Annotated in this window: 13 protein-coding genes; 2 read left to right on the forward strand and 11 right to left on the reverse strand. The window is 55.4% G+C overall.

Translation table 11 applies throughout. The annotated features are described in order from the left end of the window. Positions 1–68 precede the first annotated feature (68 nt). Positions 69–548 carry a type 3 dihydrofolate reductase gene (folA, locus tag BFV67_RS03295; protein WP_008502023.1) on the forward strand — a complete coding sequence of 160 codons (480 nt, stop codon included), beginning with the start codon at positions 69–71 and terminating at the stop codon, positions 546–548. A 41-nt stretch (positions 549–589) separates the two neighbouring features. On the opposite strand, the gene apaH is transcribed toward folA, so the two are convergent. The 6 genes from apaH to lptD are packed head-to-tail and all read right to left on the reverse strand — an operon-like array spanning position 590 to position 7,319. Next, entirely contained in the window at positions 590–1,438 is an 849-nt protein-coding gene (apaH, locus tag BFV67_RS03300; protein WP_069597866.1) for a bis(5'-nucleosyl)-tetraphosphatase (symmetrical) ApaH, read from the reverse strand. Between the two features lie 4 nt (positions 1,439–1,442). Continuing rightward, complete coding sequence (gene apaG, locus BFV67_RS03305; protein ID WP_069597867.1) at positions 1,443–1,820, reverse strand: Co2+/Mg2+ efflux protein ApaG; 378 nt, start codon at positions 1,818–1,820, stop codon at positions 1,443–1,445. A 3-nt stretch (positions 1,821–1,823) separates the two neighbouring features. Further along, complete coding sequence (gene rsmA / locus BFV67_RS03310) at positions 1,824–2,645, reverse strand: 16S rRNA (adenine(1518)-N(6)/adenine(1519)-N(6))-dimethyltransferase RsmA (protein ID WP_008502020.1); 822 nt, start codon at positions 2,643–2,645, stop codon at positions 1,824–1,826. Continuing rightward, the gene (gene pdxA, locus BFV67_RS03315; protein ID WP_069597868.1) at positions 2,642–3,628 is read right to left on the reverse strand and encodes a 4-hydroxythreonine-4-phosphate dehydrogenase PdxA; all 987 of its coding nucleotides are present in this window, start codon (positions 3,626–3,628) and stop codon (positions 2,642–2,644) included. Before pdxA ends, rsmA begins: the two co-directional genes overlap by 4 nt. Continuing rightward, positions 3,628–4,914 carry a peptidylprolyl isomerase SurA gene (gene surA / locus BFV67_RS03320; protein WP_008502018.1) on the reverse strand — a complete coding sequence of 429 codons (1,287 nt, stop codon included), beginning with the start codon at positions 4,912–4,914 and terminating at the stop codon, positions 3,628–3,630. The genes pdxA and surA overlap by 1 nt, the downstream gene beginning before the upstream one ends. Before the next feature lie 53 nt (positions 4,915–4,967). Beyond that, positions 4,968–7,319 (reverse strand): LPS assembly protein LptD, encoded by a 2,352-nt coding sequence (gene lptD, locus BFV67_RS03325; RefSeq protein ID WP_008502017.1) that lies wholly within the window; start codon positions 7,317–7,319, stop codon positions 4,968–4,970. Between the two features lie 239 nt (positions 7,320–7,558). On the opposite strand from lptD, the gene djlA reads away from it, so the two are divergent. Continuing rightward, positions 7,559–8,374, forward strand: coding sequence for a co-chaperone DjlA (gene djlA / locus BFV67_RS03330; protein ID WP_008502016.1), 816 nt, complete (start codon positions 7,559–7,561; stop codon positions 8,372–8,374). 60 nt (positions 8,375–8,434) lie between these two features. On the opposite strand, the gene BFV67_RS24565 is transcribed toward djlA, so the two are convergent. From BFV67_RS24565 to araD, 5 genes are all read right to left on the reverse strand, one after another. Then, positions 8,435–11,947, reverse strand: coding sequence for an autotransporter outer membrane beta-barrel domain-containing protein (locus BFV67_RS24565; protein ID WP_071965059.1), 3,513 nt, complete (start codon positions 11,945–11,947; stop codon positions 8,435–8,437). A 308-nt stretch (positions 11,948–12,255) separates the two neighbouring features. After that, complete coding sequence (gene rluA / locus BFV67_RS03345; protein WP_008502014.1) at positions 12,256–12,915, reverse strand: bifunctional tRNA pseudouridine(32) synthase/23S rRNA pseudouridine(746) synthase RluA; 660 nt, start codon at positions 12,913–12,915, stop codon at positions 12,256–12,258. A gap of 12 nt (positions 12,916–12,927) precedes the next feature. Continuing rightward, positions 12,928–15,834, reverse strand: a complete 2,907-nt coding sequence (gene rapA, locus BFV67_RS03350; protein ID WP_069597871.1) for an RNA polymerase-associated protein RapA — start codon at positions 15,832–15,834, stop codon at positions 12,928–12,930. A gap of 128 nt (positions 15,835–15,962) precedes the next feature. Beyond that, on the reverse strand, positions 15,963–18,320 hold the full coding sequence (polB, locus tag BFV67_RS03355; RefSeq protein WP_069597872.1) for a DNA polymerase II: 2,358 nt from the start codon (positions 18,318–18,320) through the stop codon (positions 15,963–15,965). 74 nt (positions 18,321–18,394) lie between these two features. After that, positions 18,395–19,090 carry an L-ribulose-5-phosphate 4-epimerase gene (araD, locus tag BFV67_RS03360; protein WP_025758012.1) on the reverse strand — a complete coding sequence of 232 codons (696 nt, stop codon included), beginning with the start codon at positions 19,088–19,090 and terminating at the stop codon, positions 18,395–18,397. Between the last annotated feature and the right edge of the window lie 55 nt (positions 19,091–19,145).

Here is a 19,145-nt window from a genome sequence, read left to right on the forward strand (position 1 = left end):
CCGCCAGTCGACGAAAGATTAAGCTTTCCGTATAGTGGCGGCAATTTTTTGCATCCGGGAAATTTTCAATGATCAGTCTGATTGCAGCGCTGGCGGTGGACCGCGTTATCGGTATGGAAAATGCCATGCCGTGGAACCTGCCTGCCGATCTCGCATGGTTTAAACGTACTACGTTAAACAAGCCGGTAGTGATGGGCCGCCTGACCTGGGAGTCGATTGGTCGTCCATTGCCGGGTCGTAAAAATATCGTTATCAGCAGCCAGCCGGGCACTGACGATCGCGTCGAATGGGTAAAATCAGTCGACGAGGCGATTGCTGCATGCGGCAATGCCGAAGAGATCATGGTGATTGGCGGCGGGCGCGTGTACGAGCAGTTCCTGCCAAAAGCGCAGAAGCTGTATCTGACCCACATTGATGCGGAAGTGGAAGGGGATACCCATTTCCCTGACTACGATCCGGACGAGTGGGAATCGGTGTTCAGTGAATTCCACGACGCGGATGCACAGAACTCCCACAGCTACTGCTTCGAGATTCTGGAACGTCGTTAAGTGATTTTTTCCCTCTCCCGGCCGGGAGAGGGAAGTGCATATCAGGAGGCAACCGCCTCGTCTTCCCCTAAGTCCAGCTGTCGGTTGGACGGCTGAACAAAGTAAGTTTTATCTTCCCAGCGTAAGCAGGTTAACTCTCCGCCCCAGCAGCATCCGGTATCCAGACCGTAGATCCCTTCCGGTGTTCCTTTTCCTTCCAGTGCAGCCCAGTGACCAAATACCACGTTGTACTTACTTGTCACCGGCCCCGGAATGGCAAACCACGGTTTTAGCGGAGCGGGCGCGCTCTCCGGCGTCTCTTTGGAATACATGTCCAGCTGTCCGTTCGGGAAGCAGAAACGCATGCGGGTGAAGGCGTTGGTAATAAAGCGCAGACGCGCCAGACCGCTGAGACCCTCGCTCCAGTGGTTCGGCATATCGCCGTACATGGCATCGAGGAAGAAAGGATAGGAGTCGCTCGCCAGCACCGCCTCAACGTCGCGCGCACAGGTTTTCGCCGTCTCAAGATCCCATTGTGGCGTGATCCCGGCATGCGCCATGACCAGCTTTTTCTCTTCGTCGACCTGCAGCAGCGGCTGACGGCGCAGCCAGTTAATCAGATCGTCGGCATCCGGCGCATCCAGCAGCGGGGTGAGGCGATCTTTAGGCTTGTTGCGGCTGATCCCGGCGAACACCGCCAGCAGATGCAGATCGTGATTGCCCAGCACCATGCGCACGCTGTCGCCTAGCGATTTGACGAAACGTAATACTTCAAGGGAGCCGGGGCCACGCGCGACTAAATCGCCCGTCAGCCAGAGTGTGTCCTGTCCTGGCGTAAAGTCGACCTGTTTTAATAATGCGATCAGTTCATCGTAGCAACCGTGAACGTCGCCAATCAGATATGTAGACATTAGATTAATGAATGAGTGTGGTTACGGCGAGACGGAACACAGGAATGGCAACGAGGAAATCATTGCCATCGACGTCGACCATTTCATAATGGCCTTGCATGGTACCCATCGGCGTTTCAATCACCGCGCCGCTGGTGTACTGGTACTCTTCGCCAGGGGCGATATGAGGCTGTTCACCGACCACACCTTCCCCCTGGACTTCGATTTCGCGGCCATTGCCGTTGGTGATAAGCCAGTAGCGTCCGCGCAGCTGCACGGACGTCCGCCCCAGATTGCGAATGGTCACGGTGTAAGCAAAGACAAAACGTTCTTCATCCGGTGAGGACTGTGATTCAACATAAACGCTTTGTACATGGACACATACGCGGGGCGAATCAATCATGGCTTAACTCTCCTTCGGCGGCGCATTTTCGCTGATGTAATTAGCCAGCTTGCAGTATTGCTCTACGGAGATGTTCTCCGCACGCATTGCCGGGTCGATCCCAAGCTCAGCTAGCACCTCAACGGTGAAGGAATTGCTGAGGCTGTTACGGATCGTTTTACGACGCTGGTTAAAGGCTTCAGTGGTAATGCGGCTCAGTACACGCAGATCTTTTACCGGGTACGGTTTCGTTTTGTGCGGCACAAGGCGCACAACCGCTGAATCCACTTTCGGTGGTGGTGTGAACGCTGACGGCGGTACTTCGAGTACCGGGATCACGTTGCAGTAATATTGCGCCATCACGCTTAAACGACCATACGCTTTACTGTTCGGGCCTGCAACCAGGCGGTTAACCACCTCTTTTTGCAACATGAAGTGCATGTCGGCAATGGCATCAGTATAGCTAAAGAGGTGGAACATGAGCGGTGTGGAGATGTTATACGGCAGGTTGCCGAATACGCGCAGCGGCTGACCCATTTTTTCTGACAGTTCGCCGAAGTTCATGGTCATGGCGTCCTGCTGATAGATGGTCAGCTTCGGCCCGAGGAACGGGTGCGTTTGCAGGCGTGCGGCCAGATCGCGGTCCAGTTCGATGACGGTCAGCTCGTCGAGGCGCTCGCCTACCGGTTCGGTCAGCGCGGCAAGACCCGGGCCGATTTCGACCATCGCCTGGCCTTTTTGCGGATTAATAGCCGAGACAATGCTTTCGATCACGAACTGATCGTTTAGGAAGTTTTGCCCGAAACGTTTACGGGCTAAGTGGCCCTGATGGACTCGATTAGTCATTGAGTATTAACAATCATTTTGATGGCGAGATTAAGCGCCGTAATAAAACTGCCGACATCCGCCTTCCCCTGGCCTGCCAGATCCAGCGCAGTACCGTGGTCAACGGACGTTCGAATAAAGGGTAAACCGAGGGTGATATTCACGCCGCGGCCAAAGCCCTGGTATTTTAGCACGGGCAGGCCCTGATCGTGGTACATCGCGAGCACGGCGTCGGCATTATCCAGGTATTTCGGCTGGAAAAGGGTATCAGCAGGCAGCGGACCGCTGAGATTCATCCCCTTCGCCCGCATTTCGTTGAGTACCGGAATGATGGTCTCGATCTCTTCGGTACCCATGTGCCCGCCTTCGCCGGCGTGCGGATTCAGGCCGCAGACCAGCACATGCGGCTGCGAGATCCCAAATTTTGTCTGCAGATCGTGATGCAAAATCCCGATGATCTCGCGCAGGAGTTCAGGCGTGATCGCATCCGGAATCGCTTTGATCGGCAGATGGGTGGTCACCAGCGCAACGCGCATTTCTTCCGTCGCCAGCATCATCACCACTTTCGGGCTGTGCGAGCGCTCTTCAAAGAACTCCGTATGCCCGGTAAACGGTATACCCGCTTCGTTGATGACGCCTTTGTGGACGGGGCCGGTAATCAGGGCGGCAAATTCGCCCTTCAGGCAACCGTCGCAGGCGCGCGCAAGGGTTTCAACGACATAGTGGCCGTTTTCCGTGCTGAGCTGGCCGGCAATGACCGGCGTACGAAGGGGAACAGAAAGAAGGGTGAGGGTACCGGCTTGCTGCGGTGCAGGCTGTTGACCTTCAACGTAAGGGATGAGCGTTAAAGGCAGACCGAGCATCGCTGCCCGGTCTTGTAACAGTGTTGCATCGGCGCAGACAACCAGTTCTACTGGCCAGCTGCGCTGGGCAAGCTGGACAACGAGGTCAGGTCCAATCCCGGCGGGTTCGCCGGGCGTGATAACAACACGATGCTGTTTCATTAGTTGCTCAGCACTTTCACGTAAGCACTGGCGCGTTGTTCCTGCATCCAGGTGGCTGCTTCTTCAGAGAACTTACGGTTAAACAGCATGCGGTAGGCTCTGTCTTTCTGTGCTGCATCCGTTTTATCAACGTTACGAGTGTCCATCAGCTCGATCAGATGCCAGCCAAACGAAGAGTGGACCGGCGCGCTGATCTGGCCTTTGTTCAGCTTCATCAACGCGTCACGGAAGGCAGGATCGTAAATATCCGCCGCTGCCCAGCCCAGATCGCCACCCTGGTTAGCAGAGCCAGGATCCTGAGAGAACTCTTTTGCTGCTTTCGCAAACGAGGTTTTACCGCTCTTAATATCTGCCGCAATCTGTTCCAGCTTCGCACGCGCCTGATCGTCAGTCATGATTGGTGACGGCTTCAGCAGAATGTGGCGAGCGTGAACTTCGGTAACGGAGATATTTTGGCTCTGGCCGCGCAGATCGTTCACTTTCAGAATGTGGAAGCCCACGCCTGAACGGATTGGACCGACGATATCGCCTTTCTTAGCCGTGCTCAGTGCCTGAGCAAAGAGGGATGGCAGCTCCTGAATACGTCCCCAGCCCATCTGGCCGCCTTTCAGCGCCTGTTGGTCTGCGGAGTAGGTGATGGCCAGCTTGCCAAAGTCACCGCCGTTACGCGCCTGCTCGACAATTGAACGTGCCTGGCTTTCTGCTTCCGCAGCCTGATCGGACGTAGGGTTCTCTGGCAGTGGGATCAGAATGTGGCTCAGGTTCAGCTCTGTGCTTGCATCGTTCTGGTTACCCACCTGTTTTGCCAGCGCGTCCACTTCCTGAGGCAGGATAGTGACTCGGCGACGCACTTCGTTGTTACGCACTTCCGAAATCAGCATCTCTTTACGGATCTGGTTACGATAGGTAGCGTAGCTGATGCCGTCATAGGCCAGACGGCTGCGCATCTGGTCTAAAGACATATTGTTCTGCTTTGCGATGTTAGCGATCGCCTGATCGAGCTGCTCGTCAGTGACCTTCACACCCATTTTCTGCCCCATCTGAAGAACGATCTGATCCATGATCAGGCGTTCCAGGATCTGGTGGCGCAGCGTGGCGTCATCCGGAAGCTGCTGACCCGCTTCGCCCGAATTGAGCTTCACCGATTTCATCAGACCGTCAACGTCACTTTCAAGCACGACGCCGTTGTTAACCACAGCAGCGACTTTATCAACAACCTGGGGGGCCGCGAAGCTGGTATTCGCAACCATAGCGACACCGAGCAGCAGCGTTTTCCAGTTCTTCATACTTTTTCCATTTCAATTAACCGCAAAGCGGATTACGTTGCAAATCAAGCACATTACAAGGAACTGCGGTAAGGCAGAATGTTCGAGCGCAGCATTTTCTGCGTACCCAGACCGTAGTTGGAACTCAGGCCGCGTAACTCGAAGTTAAAGCCAATCACGTTATCGTATTTGCTCTGATTGTTTTCCCAGCCGTTAAGCTTACGTTCGTAACCAACACGCAGCGCGTAGCAGCAGGAGTTATATTGCAGCCCCAACATCTGGTCAGCAGCTTTATTGGTGTTAGTGTCAAAGTAGTAAGCGCCTACGATTGACCAACGGTCGGCGATAGGCCAACTCGCTGCGCCACCCACCTGCGAAATACCGTCTTTATACTGCTCGGCAGTACCATAGTTTGGTAATGTCGCCTGAATATATTCGGGACTGGCATAACGATAGGTCAATTGCACCATCCGATCTTCATCCCGGCGATATTCTATAGCCGCCGTGCTGTTAGCGATATTGTCGAGACGGGTGTCATACTGAACGCCACCACGCAGGCCCCAACGATCGGTCATACGCCAGTAGGTATCGCCAGCCCAAATCAGCGAACCCGTCTTATTATCTTTCTCCCACTTAATGTTGTCATCGCCCGTGCGAGACTCGGTGAAATAATAGATTTGACCAACAGAAACGTTAAAACGTTCAACGGCAGCATCATCATAAACGCGCGATGTGACCCCGGTCGTTAACTGGTTCGCTGATGCGATGCGGTCAAGGCCACCGTAGGTACGGTCGCGGAACAGGCCACTGTAGTCAGACTGCAGTAAAGAAGAGTCGTAGTTATTGATGTTGCTCTGATCGCGATAAGGCACGTACAGATACTGCATACGTGGCTCCAGCGTCTGGGTATAGCCATCCGCCAGAAGATCCATATCGCGTTCGAAGATCAGCTTACCGTCCATTTTGAACTGAGGAAGCGTACGGTTTACTGATTCTTCCAGGTGACCGGTATTGTTTGGGTTCGCGTTGTAATCATCTATGTTTTTCTGCTGATAGTGTGTCGCCATCAGCTTAGCTTCCGTGTTCAGACTAGCCCAGTCATTCGACCATGGAAGGTTAATGACGGGCTCCAGGTGAACACGGGTGGCTTCCGGCATAGAGGAATTGGTGTTTACAAAATGCACTGCCTGGCCATAAATACGGGTGTCAAATGGCCCTACGTCATTCTGGTACCAGTTAACGTCCAACTGCGGTTCGGCACCATAGGTACTCGCCGTCTGGCTTGAGAACACCTGGAACTGCTTACTGGTTACCGTCGCATCGAAGTTCTGCACCGCATAGCCAACGCTGAAGATCTGCGTTGCATAACCGTCGGTACTCGAACCGTATTTTGACGAAAAATCGTTGAAGTAGTTCGGGTCACTGACCTTGGTGTAATTGACGTTGAAACGCCACACCTGATCCATCACCCCGGAATGCTGCCAGAAATACATCCAGCGGTGCTTATCACCTTCAGTGGGATGCTCGTCCTGGAAGACTTTATCCGACGGCAGATAATCCAGCTCCATCAGACCCGCACCTGCCTGAGTCAGATAGCGGAACTCGTTCTCCCACATGACGTTACCGCGCTTGTGGATATAGTGCGGCGTGATCGTCGCATCCATGTTAGGCGCGATGTTCCAGTAATACGGCAGGTAGAACTCAAAGTAGTTCGTGGTGCTGTATTTGGCATTCGGGATCAGGAAACCGGAGCGACGTTTGTCACCCACGGGAAGCTGCAGATAAGGGCTGTAGAATATGGGGACCGGACCCACCTTGAAGCGGGCGTTCCAGATCTCAGCGACCTGCTCTTCGCGGTCATGGATAACTTCGCTCCCGACCACGCTCCAGGTATTTGAACCCGGCAGACACGACGTGAACGTGCCATTTTCCAGGATCGTATAGCGGTTTTCACCGCGCTGTTTCATCAGGTCTGCGTCACCGCGCCCCTGGCGACCCACCATCTGGTAATCACCTTTCCAGACGTTAGTGTCTTTGGTATTCAGGTTTGACCAGGCTTTCGGACCTTTCAGGATGACCTGATTGTCGTCATAGTGCACATTACCCAGCGCATCCACCGTTCGGACCGGCTCGGCCGCACCTTCCGGCTGCTTCTGGTGCAACTGCACTTCATCTGCCTGCAGGCGGCTATTGCCCTGGTTAATATCGACATTGCCTGTAAAGGTGGCATTGTCAGGATAAGTCCCTTTTGAACTGTCGGCAGTAATGGTTACCGGCAAGCTATTGGTATCGCCACTCACCAGTGGGCGATTATAACTTGGGACGCCAAGCATACACTGCGAGGCGAGATCGGCCGCCAGCCCCTGTTGACTGTACAGGGCGGTGCCAATCATTGTGGCCAGGAGGGTGGGGATACGTTTTTTCATACGTTGTATTTTATTGTTCCGTCATCAGTGGCTACGGCTTACAAACGCTCAGAGACTATCTTACTCATCTGCGCAGTACCAGCGTTAATCCTGCCCGTTTGCGTGCCAGAGTGTTAGGCTCGCTATCGAATGACGAGTATGATAAAGCAAATTATAGGCGATGTCCTTCAATTGACCGTGACTTGAACACAGTGATGATGACGTTGCGTCGGCCAGGAATATGACTATCCGGGGAGTATATGCAGTATTGGGGTAAAATAATCGGCGTTGCGTTCGCCATCATCATGGGTGCCGGGTTCTGGGGAATAGTGCTGGGGCTTATTATTGGCCATATGTTTGATAAGGCGCGCAGCCGTAAAATGGCCTGGTTTGCCAACCAGCGCGAGCGCCAGTCACTCTTTTTCTCCACCACTTTTGAGGTGATGGGGCATTTAACCAAATCCAAAGGGCGCGTCACGGAAGCCGATATTCAGATTGCCAGCGTCTTTATGGATCGCATGAATCTGCACGGTGACTCCCGCCTGGAGGCGCAAAATGCGTTTCGCATCGGGAAATCCGATAACTACCCGCTTCGCGAAAAAATGCGCCAGTTCCGCAGTATCTGCTTCGGCCGTTTTGATTTAATTCGGATGTTTCTGGAAATTCAGATTCAGGCGGCCTTCGCCGACGGCTCGCTTCACCCTAACGAACGCGATGTTTTATACGTGATTGCGGAAGAGCTGGGTATCTCCCGTATGCAGTTCGATCAGTTCCTGCGCATGATGCAGGGTGGCGCGCAGTTTGGCGGCGGGTATCACCAGCAGTCTTCTGGCGGTGCCTGGCAGCAGGCGCAGCGTGGTCCGACGCTGGAAGATGCCTGCAACGTGCTTGGCGTAAAACCCTCTGACGATCAGACCACTATCAAACGTGCCTATCGTAAGCTCATGAGCGAGCACCATCCAGACAAGCTCGTTGCAAAAGGCTTACCGCCTGAAATGATGGAGATGGCGAAGCAAAAAGCGCAGGAAATTCAGAAAGCGTACGAGCTGATTAAAGAGAAGAAAGGCTTCAAATAAGCCCCTTTTTAGAATGATGAAGGGCCTGGCAGCATGAGCTGCCAGGCCCTTTATACAGCGTTACCAGCTGTAGCGCACGTTCAGGCTACCGTTTACATCACTGTAATCATTATCACCTTTCTGTCCGGAGACCTGGGCAATAACGCTCCATTGCTTGCTCACATTCGCCTGAATACCCGCTTTCAGCTCCGCACGATCGGCAGGAAGGTCCTGTTTGATCTGTGTGTCACCAAAGTTGACTGCCGTGTCTTCAGAGGTATGCAGCCAGTTGGCCTCCGCAAACGGCTGGATAACCGCGTCGTTCGACTTATTCATCTTGCTGTCAATGCGCAGGCCTAAACGGGTGGTCCAGCTTTCGCCGTTTTGCCCATCAATCGTCGTGCCGCTGCTGTCTTTGATATCATCCGCACTGTAATCCTGCCAGACGACCTGTGCCTGCGGCGTGAGGCTCAGCGTGTTGTCGCCGAGTGCGATATCGTAGCGGTAGCCTGTTTCCAGCGAAACGGCGTTGGCGTTTGAATCGTAATCCGTTGAGCCAACGTCACCGTTATCTACGCTGTTGTGGTACATCCCATACTGATACCAACTGTCGACATAGAAACCCTGATGCTGTCGGGCATCGGCAAACCACGTTGCATAGACTCCGAGGTTATAGCCATCGACTTTACCGTCAGCGCTAAAGCGGCTGCCGTCAGCACCTTTATTGCCAGTGCTGTCGCTGCTGGCGTTGATATAGCTACCCATAACCCCGACCACAAGGCTTTGTTCGCCGTTGTTCCAGGCGGCAACATCGCCCCCAATCTGGAACTGGGAGTAGTTGCTGTCGATATCAATATTGCTCTCTGCTGCAGTAGACTGGTTCTTACCTGCTTTGAAACGCGCCCATGTCGTGCCGTTTTCCGATTTGAACTGACTGCCTTCTCGGTCTGACAGGGTCTGCATTTGCAGATCGCGAGCCAGCCACTGGTTGCTGAGGTATGAACCGATATCGGCACGATACTGAGGCGTTACGTCGCCATTATCACTCGTGGCCTGGGAACGAAGATACCAGTCCCCTGAGTCCTGATACAGGCGGTATTCGTAGGCGTTAATCTGGACCTGATTACCCTGAACAAAGGTGCCGTTTGATTCACCGCCGACCGTAATCACTTCAATACCGTTTTGGGTCAGTGCGCCCTGACCACCAACGTTGTTAATGTACAGGGTGGTGTTCCCGGACGTATTCCCCGTAATGTTAAGCATATCGGTTGGAGACGTGTCGTCGCCTAACTGCGTATTTAGCGTCACAGAACCCTGGTTGCTGGTGTAATCGCCGTTTACGATCAGCGTGTTGCCGGTCGTCGCACCATTGGTTCCCTCAATATTGCCGCTGACAATGCTGCCTGCGTTGCTCAGATCACCATTGATCGTTAGCGTGTCGTTGAACTGAACGGTGCCCTTGCTATTAACATTGCCGTTCACCACACCGTTGGAACCGCCAAACGTGGCGCCTGCCGCGACATTCACGGCCTGCTCGCTGTTTTGTACGCCGATAACGCCAGCCTCGTCCAGCCAGAGCGTGCCCTGGTTCACATCCGTTGTGCCGCTGTAACTGTTTGCGGCATTAAGGATCAGCGTACCTTGCCCCTCTTTGGTCAGCGATTTTCCGTCCCATCCGGTCGTGGCTTCGGCATTTTGATCGACAAGCGCCGTGCTCAGCGTAAAGCTGCCGTCAGGATTGTTCAGAGTGAATGTGCCGTGAGCCGCTGTTGCCGCTGGGTTCTGGCTGGCATACCAGGTTAATGACGGTGTCAGGACGTAATTGGTCACGTCGGCGGGATCAATGGTGCCGCTAAAGGTGATGAAGTCAACGGAGCCAGATGCCATGCCCGCGACGGTGAGGTTGGTAAAATTGCCATTGATTGCATTTTCAGCGTCAATCACCGTGAAGGCGCTATCCGCGGAAAGCGTGCTGGCACTACCGTAACCTGTAATATTTAGTGTGCCATCAAGCGTCGCATTCTGAGCGACAATCGGCGCACCGGTCGCGTTTGCGTCAAGATAGACATCAGTTTGGCTGTTAGCCCGAAGGGTGAGATTACCGACATTGAGTGTACCAGTACTGCCGTTTTCATCGCCGAGTGTGATGCGTCCGCTGCTGGTAAGATTACCGACGCTGGAATCGGCCGTCAGCAGCCATTGGCTGTTCGCACCCAGCGTCATGCTGACGTTATCACCGCTGGCCTTAACGGCGCCGGACAGCTTGCTGTTTTCAGCGCGAAGGGTGACTGCATCAGTGGTATTGGCCACGGTGAGCAGATTGTCTGCGTTCATCGTTTGCACATTCTTCACGTTAATATCGGCAGATCCGGAATCCACCGCAAAAGCACTTCCTCCTGACGCGGTTGCCGTAATGCTCCCTCCGTCAATCGTAGCGACATTTTTTCCACCGCTGAACGAGAAGGCGACATTGCTACCGGAAACGTTGCTGTGGGTGACGGTCGCGCTGCTGGCGCTTTCTAAGGCAATGGCAGCAGATTGTTCGCTGGTGATATCTGTGCTGTTCGCCTCAAGGGCTCCACCGTGAGTCATCGCCACTGCCCGCGAATTTTCTCCGGACGCGATCGTTGAACCGTTATTCAGTACGAATGTGCTCTTTGCCCCGTCAGAGGATATTGCGTCAGCATTTTTCCCATGAGTGACGATATGAGTATCAGTGAGTTCTGCGCGTCCGGTATTCATTATGCCAACTGACTGCTCACCGTAAGTTTCAACGTGGGATGCCGCTAAATTAAATGTGTTGGTATAGTTTTGAATACCAAAGCTCTGGCTTCCGGTAGTGGTAATCGTGACGTTTGAGCCGGTCAATTCACCGTCGTTATATATACCTGCATTACCAAAATCTCCCGTGGTGTTTATATTCACATTGTCTAATGAAAGGGTGGCATATCGGTTAACAATAGCCCTAGCCATGCCATACCCGGAAGTCGTAATGGTCGCGTTTTTTATCGTCAGGTCTGCGCCATTCAATATCTCAACACCATAAGAACCCTCTCCCGTCGCCGTATAGCTCCCCCCGTCAATGGTGCCTTTTGCATTAGAGCTAAACAATACGGCAGAGGCGATCTCGCCTTCCGTCGAAACGGTAAGGTTGTTCAACATGGCTTCTGAGTTATCACCGACAATGGTTATCGCATGACTGCCTTCCCCGGAAGTGCGGATTGTGGATCCCGAATCATCGAGCGTGATTTTCGCTCCATTCGACACGGATAGCCCCATGCCTGCATCCCCGGTTGTGGATATCGTTAAGGCGCCGTTATCGGTGACGATGACATCAGAGCCAGAGGCGGATACCGCCGAGGTATTAGGGCTCGTCGTTGAATATTCACCACTGATGGTATTACTACCCGGGACTGCAACAAACGTCGTGTCACTGGCGTGTGCGGTACCCACAACACCTGACAAGATAAACGTTGCGATCGCGCCTCCGGCGCGTACGCAGGATTTAACTTTGCTGTCCCCTTTTGAAAACTCCGAGGCAACGATGTACATATTTCTGGCGCAATTCCAGACGATGTTATACGAACGGTTCATACACTTCCTTGTGAATCAATGAGTAAACTAAGTGTGGCTGTTGAGTAGAAAAATAACTCCGTTTGGATAGGGTAGAGTTAGTATTTCCTTAAAATGAGCTGGATTATCAGTAATAAATTGCATCGTGTTCAATTTAATATTTTTTAATCCAAACCTTAGTCTTTCTAAAAATACTGAGTGTTATTTAAGGAAGAGATAATTATCGTGAATGAACTTGGGCGGGTTTTCAGATGAGCAGGGGAGATATATATGCTGTGTGAATATTTACCGTCGACAGTGAGCTGACAGTAAATATTCACATCAGGAATTTAAAAATCGACCGGGGCTTTAAACGTCATCGCGTTACCGAAGGCCGGATGGGTGATGGTAAGCGTCTGCGCGTGCAGCTGCAGACGTGGCGCTAAGGCCAGCGCTTCAGGCGGCGCGTAAAAGCGGTCGCCCAGAATCGGATGACCCAGCGCAAGCATATGCACGCGCAGCTGGTGTGAACGTCCGGTAATCGGCTTAAGCAGGACGCGCGCGGTATTATCCGGCGCGTACTCCAGCACTTCATACTCGGTCTGCGCGGCCTTGCCGGTTTCGTAGCACACCTTCTGCTTTGGCCGGTTCGGCCAGTCGCAGATCAGCGGTAAATCCACCAGCCCTTCCGCCTGCGCGGGGTGACCCCAGACGCGGGCGACATACTGCTTTTTCGGCTCACGCTCGCGGAACTGGCGCTTCAGCTCGCGTTCCGCCGCCTTATTCAGCGCCACCACAATCACGCCGCTGGTCGCCATGTCCAGGCGATGGACAGACTCCGCCTGAGGATAATCGCGCTGAATGCGCGTCATCACGCTGTCTTTGTGCTCATCCAGACGCCCCGGTACGGACAACAGCCCGCTGGGCTTGTTGACCACCATAATGTGTTCATCCTGATACAGAATGACCAGCCAGGGATCCTGCGGCGGATTGTACGGCTCCATCACCATCTTGCGCTCCGTTTACTGATGCGTCACAACGATAAGACGCAGGGCATCCAGACGCCAGCTTGCCTGATCCAGGCTCTCCAGCACCTGATGACGGTTGCTTTCAATCGCCGCCAGCTCGTCGTCACGGATGTTCGGGTTAACCGCTTTTAACGCCTCCAGACGCGACAGCTCTGCAGACAGTTTCTCGTCGGCTTCACCGCGCGCGGCGTCAATCAGCGCTCTGGCCGCTTTTTCAATCTGGGTTTCACCCTGCTGGAGAATGGCATGCACGTCCTGCTGCACCGCATTGACCAGCTTGCTGCCGGTATGGCGGTTCACCGCGCTCAGCTGGCGGTTGAAGCTCTCAAATTCAACCTGTCCTGCGAGGTTCGTGCCGTTTTTATCCAGCAGCAGACGCACCGGCGTTGGTGGCAGGAAGCGGTTGAGCTGCAGCTGTTTCGGCGCCTGCGCTTCCACAACGTAGATCAGCTCCAGCAGCAGCGTGCCTACGGGCAGCGCCTTGTTTTTCAACAGCGAGATGGTGCTGCTGCCGGTATCGCCAGAGAGGATCAGATCCAGCCCGTTACGGATCAGCGGGTGTTCCCAGGTGATGAACTGAGCATCTTCGCGGGACAGCGCCACATCACGCTCGAAGGTGATGGTGCAGCCATCTTCCGGCAGGCCCGGGAAATCTGGCACCAGCATGTGATCGGACGGGGTCAGGACAATCAGGTTCTCGCCGCGGTCGTCCTGGTTAATGCCAACGATGTCGAACAGGTTCATGGAGAAGCTGATGAGACTGGTGTCATCATCCTGCTCTTCAATGCTCTCAGCCAGCGCCTGCGCTTTTTCACCGCCGTTGGAGTGGATCTCCAGCAGGCGGTCGCGGCCTTGTTCAAGCTGCGCTTTCAGCGCGTCATGCTTCTCACGACAGGACTTAATCAGATCGTCAAAGCCGTCGGTGTTTTCCGGCGCGGCCAGATAGCCGATCAGATCGCCGTGCACCTGATCGTAAATGGTGCGGCCCGTCGGGCAGGTATGTTCAAACGCATCCAGACCTTCGTGGAACCAGCGCACCAGCACGGACTGGGCCGTTTTTTCCAGATACGGCACGTGGATCTGAATATCGTGCGCCTGACCGATACGATCCAGACGACCGATACGCTGCTCCAGCAGATCCGGGTTGAACGGCAGATCGAACATCACCAGGTTGCTGGCGAACTGGAAGTTACGGCCTTCAGAACCGATTTCAGAACACAGCATAACCTGAGCGCCGCTGTCCTCTTCGGCAAACCACGCCGCAGCGCGGTCGCGTTCAACGATGGACATGCCTTCGTGGAACACGGCGGCGCGAATGCCTTCGCGCTCGCGCAGGACCTGCTCCAGCTGCAGCGCGGTGGCCGCCTTGGCGCAGATCACCAGCACCTTCTGGGAGCGGTGCGCGGTCAGGTAGCCCATCAGCCACTCTACGCGCGGATCGAAGTTCCACCAGGTGCCGGTATCGCCTTCAAATTCCTGGTAGATTTGTTCCGGGTAGAGCATGTCGCGGGCGCGCTCTTCCTGCGTTTTGCGCGCGCCCATGATGCCGGAAACTTTAATTGCCGTCTGATACTGCGTCGGCAGCGGCAGCTTAATGGTATGCAGCTCGCGTTTCGGGAACCCTTTCACACCGTTACGGGTGTTACGGAACAGGACGCGACTGGTGCCGTGGCGATCCATCAGCATGTCGATCAGCTCTTTACGCGCGGATTCCGCGTTGTCGCTGTCGCTGTTAGCGGCCTGCAGCAGCGGCTCGATATCCTGCTCGCCAATCAGATCGCTCAGGGTGTTGAGTTCATCATCAGAAAGACGCTTGCCCGCCAGCAGCAGCGCGACGGCATCTGCAACCGGACGGTAGTTATTCTGTTCTTCCACAAACTGCCCGAAGTCGTGGAAACGGTTTGGATCGAGCAGGCGCAGACGGGCGAAGTGGCTTTCCAGACCCAGCTGTTCCGGCGTAGCGGTCAACAGCAGGACGCCAGGCACGCGCTCGGCAAGCTGCTCGATAGCCATATATTCGCGGCTCGGCGCGTCTTCGCTCCAGACCAGGTGGTGCGCTTCGTCGACCACCATCAGGTCCCACTCGGCATCGCACAGGTGCTCAAGACGCTGCTTGCTGCGGCGCACGAAGTCCAGGGAGCAGATCACCAGCTGTTCGGTTTCAAACGGGTTGTCCGCATCGTGCTGGGCTTCGGCGTAGCGTTCGTCATCGAACAGAGAGAAGCGCAGGTTAAAGCGGCGCAGCATCTCAACCAGCCACTGGTGCTGTAAGGTTTCTGGCACCACAATCAGCACGCGCTCGGCAGCGCCGGAAAGCAGCTGTTGGTGCAGGATCATGCCCGCCTCGATGGTTTTACCCAGGCCCACTTCATCTGCCAGCAGCACGCGCGGCGCATGGCGACGGCCCACGTCATGGGCGATGTTCAGCTGGTGGGGGATCAGGCTGGTGCGCTGGCCGCGCAGGCCGCTCCAGGGCATGCGGTACTGTTCACTCTGGAACTTACGCGCGCGATAGCGCAGGGAGAAGCGATCCATACGGTCGATTTGCCCGGCAAACAGGCGGTCCTGCGGCTTGCTGAACACCAGCTTGCTGTCGAGCAGCACTTCGCGCAGGATGACATTGGCCTCGTCGGTGTCCAGGCGAGTGCCGATGTAGGCGAGCAGTCCATTCTCTTCTTTTACGTCTTCAATCTTGAGCTGCCAGCCGTCGTGGCTGGTCACGGTGTCACCCGGATTAAACATCACGCGGGTTACAGGGGAGTCATTGCGGGCGTACAGGCGGTTTTCACCGGTGGCAGGGAAGAGGAGGGTAACCATGCGCGCATCAACGGCAACGACGGTTCCTAATCCAAGTTCGCTTTCTGTATCGCTGATCCAGCGTTGACCAAGTGTAAAAGGCATAGTTGTTCGGCTCTAATCTTTAATTGCAGGCAATAGTTCGACCACCGTCAAAAAAGACGGTCATCGAAAAATGGGTCCGGGAATGGAAAGGGCGCTATGGTACTGGATGGCAGCCATTTCGTCACGCGTCAAAATAGGCCAAGTTGCCCTGTCACTAGTGTAGCAAAATCATCGTCGATGAAGGGCAAAATTCCGTCGGCAACCGGCTGAAGCTGACGCGTCAGATAGTGTTCATAATCCAGAGGCGAGTGCTGATAATCCACCGGTTCCGGACCGTTTATCGTCCAGACGTATTTGATGGTTCCCCGATTCTGATACTGCGGCGCGCGGCCACGGCGGACGTTTTCTTCGTCCGCGAGGCGCGCGGCGCGAACGTGCGGAGGAACGTTGCGCTGGTACTCCGCGAGCGGGCGGCGCAGGCGTTTGCGATACACCAGCTGCGCGTCAAGTTCGCCTGCCATCAGGCTGGCGATCGTCTCGCGCACGTAGTCCTGATACGGCTCATTGCGGAATACCCGCAGATAGAGCGTTTGCTGGAACTGCTGCGCCAGCGGCGTCCAGTCGGTACGCACTGTCTCGAGCCCTTTAAAGACCATCCGCTGCGCGTCGCCTTCCTGAATCAGCCCGGCATAGCGCTTCTTGCTGCCCTGATCGGTACCGCGGATGGTGGGCATTAAGAAGCGGGCAAAATGGGTTTCAAATTCCAGCTCCAGCGCGCTGGTTAACCGCGCTTTCTGCAGATGTTCCTGCCACCAGTCGTTCACGAAGGCAACCAGCGCTTTGCCGATTTGCGCGGCATCGTCTTCGGAATGCGCGCCCTTAAGCCATACAAAGGTGGAGTCCGTGTCGCCGTAGATGACGTCATAGCCCCGGGATTCAATCAGCGCTTTAGTCTGACGCATGATCTCGTGCCCGCGCATGGTGATCGACGACGCCAGCCGCGGGTCGAAGAAGCGACAGGCGCTGGTGCCCAGCACCCCGTAGAAGGCGTTCATGATGATTTTCAGCGCCTGTGAGAGGGGCTTGTTGCCGTGGCGCTTGGCCTCGTCGCGGCCGTGCCAGATGTTGCCTACGATGTCGGGCAGGCAGTGTTTTTCCCGCGAGAAGCGTGCGCCGAGGAAGCCTTCGGTGCTGTGTTCATCATCCGGCTGGGCCAGCCCCTCAACCAGCCCGACGGGATCGATCAGGAAGGTGCGAATTATCGACGGGTAGAGGCTTTTGTAGTCCAGGACCAGAACGGAGTCATACAATCCTGGTCGGGAATCCATGACGTACCCGCCGGGGCTGGCCTGCGGCGGCACGTCCCCGAGGTTGGGGGCAACGTATCCTGCCCGGTGCATTCGGGGAAAATAGAGGTGGCTAAAGGCCGCCACGGAGCCGCCGTGCCTGTCCGCCGCGAGTCCGTTCACCGTCGCGCGCTCCAGCAGGAAGGGCATGATCTCGGTTTTGTGGAAAATCCGCGTGACCAGCTCACAGTCTTTCAGGTTATAGGTGGCGAGCGCGGGCTTGTCTTCGTTAAAGCGCCGGTCGATCTCGTCCATTCTGTCCCAGGGGTTGTCGATGGATTTGCCTTCGCCAAGCAGCTCCTGCGCCACCGCTTCGAGGGCGAATGACGAGAAGTTCCAGAAGGCGGACTTGAGCGCCTCGATGCCGTCGATAATCAGGCGGCCGTTCGCCTGTGCGAAGAAAACGCCGTTCTTAAAACCGTGTTCGCGCCACTCAAGCTCGCTGTTGCCGCGCCCGAGCATCAGCGGGATGCGGTAACGCTCGGCGTGTTTTTGCAGCACGCGCAGGTCGAACTGCACCACATTCCAGCCGATCAGAACGTCGGGATCGAAGTCGGCAAACCACTGGTTGAGCTTCTCCAGCAGCTGCGGCCGGCTGGTAACATACTCAAGCCGGAAATCCAGCGCGGAGGCATCACCATTCGGTGGCCCGAGCATATAGACAACCCGATCGCCGCAGCCTTCAAGTCCTATACAGTACAGTTCGCCGTGACGGGTGGTTTCGATATCCAGGGAGACCCACTTCAGCGGCGGGCGGTAATGTGGGTTAGGCTTTAGCCGCGCGTTGATGAGACCGCCATTTTGCGGAGAACCATCGACCCAGACGGGCGCGGTAATAAACCGCTCCATCAGAAAGCGTTCGGGTGGGCGGATATCCGCTTCGTAGAGCGTCACGCCTGCTTCACGGAGCAGTTTTTCATAGCGCATCAGCTGACGATGGGCGCGACAGTAGAGGCCGTAAACCGGCTGACGGTGGAAATCTTTCAGTTCAAGCGGGGTAATGCGCCAGCCGTTTTCACCGCGCAGCAGCTGTTTCACTTTTTCGACGTGCGCTTCAGGAATAAACGCCACGGACTCCTGCGGCGGCAGCGTAACGTATAGCGGACCGTTATCGGTTGCCAGCCAGAACGCGACCTCGGTGCCCTGAGGGGTATCCCGCCAGTGTCGGGTCAGTAAAAAGCCTTCTTGCGCCTGCGCCACGCCGTTATCCCATAAAACAAAACCAGGCCTGATTATAGCCTGGTTGAATGTTTTATGCTGGGGATATATACAGTTTATTGTCCGTAATAGGCCTTCGCGCCGTGCTTGCGCAGATAATGCTTATCGAGCAGGGTCTGCTGCATGTCCGGCAGCTGCGGCGCCAGCTGGCGGCAGAAGATCCCCATGTAGGCGACTTCCTCCAGCACGATGGCATTATGCACCGCATCTTCCGCGTTTTTACCCCAGGCAAACGGGCCGTGGGAGTGCACCAGCACGCCGGGCATTTGCGCCGCATCGATACCCTGTTTTTCGAAGGTTTCGACAATGACGTTGCCGGTTTCCCACTCATACTCGCCGTTGATCTCCGCATCGGTCATCAGACGCGTGCAGGGAATGGTGCCGTAAAAGTAGTCCGCGTGGGTGGTGCCGGTCGCCGGGATGGACTGGCCCGCCTGCGCCCAGATGGTGGCATGGCGTGAATGGGTATGCACGATACCGCCGATGGTTGGGAATGAGCGGTACAGCAACCGGTGGGTTGGCGTATCGGAGGAGGGCTTTTTGTTCCCTTCCACCACTTCACCCGTTTCGATGCTGACCACCACCATATCGTCCGCCGTCATCACCGTGTAATCGACGCCGGAAGGCTTAATCACGAACACGCCTTTTTCCCGGTCAACGGCGCTGACGTTGCCCCAGGTCAGGGTCACCAGATTATGTTTCGGCAGCGCCAGGTTAGCTTCGAGCACCTGACGTTTGAGATCGTCTAACATAGTTGTCTCCTGCCGGATGGCGCTTCACATATCCGGCCTACGGAACCGTAGACCC

The organism is Enterobacter roggenkampii, from assembly GCF_001729805.1.
Lineage (GTDB): Bacteria > Pseudomonadota > Gammaproteobacteria > Enterobacterales > Enterobacteriaceae > Enterobacter > Enterobacter roggenkampii.